This window comes from Streptomyces sp. NPDC002817 (assembly GCF_053592055.1).
Genome location: NZ_JBSFUY010000115.1, coordinates 1 through 1,184 on the forward strand (window position 1 = coordinate 1; position 1,184 = coordinate 1,184).

1 protein-coding gene is annotated in these 1,184 nt (G+C 67.1%); it reads left to right on the plus strand.

The annotated features are described in order from the left end of the window. Positions 1-1,184, plus strand: a 1,184-nt coding sequence (gene frc, locus ACWD3I_RS49240; protein WP_451084475.1) for a formyl-CoA transferase, incomplete at both ends; no start/stop codon positions are given.

The following is a 1,184-nucleotide window of genomic DNA, read 5'->3' on the forward strand; positions in this document are numbered from 1 at the left end:
GACGAAGGCTCTTGAGGGTGTGCGTGTGCTGGATATGACGCATGTGCAGTCGGGTCCGTCGGCGACGCAGTTGCTGGCGTGGCTGGGTGCGGACGTGGTGAAGGTGGAGGCGCCGGGCGGGGACGTCACGCGGCGGCAGTTGCGGGATGTGCCGGGTGTGGACTCGTTGTATTTCACGATGCTCAACTGCAACAAGCGCAGTGTCACGCTGAACACCAAGTCCGAGCGGGGCAGGGAGCTGCTGACCGAGCTGATCCGGCGTTCGGATGTGATGGTGGAGAACTTCGGGCCCGGTGCGGTGGAGCGGATGGGGTTCACCTGGGAGCGGATCCGGGAGATCAACCCGAGGATCGTGTACGCGTCCATCAAGGGTTTCGGGGAGGGGCCGTACACCGGCTTCAAAGCCTATGAGGTGGTGGCGCAGGCGATGGGCGGGTCGATGGCGACCACCGGGTTCGCGGACGGGCCGCCGATGGCGACCGGCGCGCAGATCGGTGACTCGGGCACCGGTATCCACGCGGTGGCCGGGATCCTGGCGGCCCTGTTCCAGCGGGAGGCGACCGGGCGCGGGCAGCGGGTGAACGTGGCCATGCAGCACGCCGTGCTGAACCTGTGCCGGGTCAAACTCCGCGACCAGCAACGCCTCGAACACGGCCCGCTCCCCGAATACCCGAACGAGGACTTCGCCGAGGAGGTCCCCCGCTCCGGAAACGCCTCCGGCGGCGGGCAGCCCGGCTGGGCCGTCAAATGTGCGCCGGGCGGGCCCAACGACTACGTCTACGTCATCGTCCAGCCCGTCGGCTGGGAGCCACTGGCCGAACTGATCGGCCGCCCCGAACTCGCCGACGATCCGGAGTGGGCGAGTCCGGAGGCACGGCTGCCGAAACTCGCCAAGATGTTCCAGCTGATCGAGGAATGGACCTCGACCCTGCCCAAGTGGCAGGTCCTGGAACGCCTCAACAACCACAACATTCCGTGCGGACCGATCCTGTCCACCAAAGAGATCATCGAGGACCCCTCCCTCGCGGCGAACGAGATCGTCGTCGAGGTCGAGCACCCCGAACGCGGGCGGTTCACCACGGTGGGCAACCCCCTCAAACTCTCCGACTCCCCCACCCACATCACCACCCCACCCCTCCTGGGCCAGCACACCGAAGAAATCCTCATCGGCGAACTCGGCATCG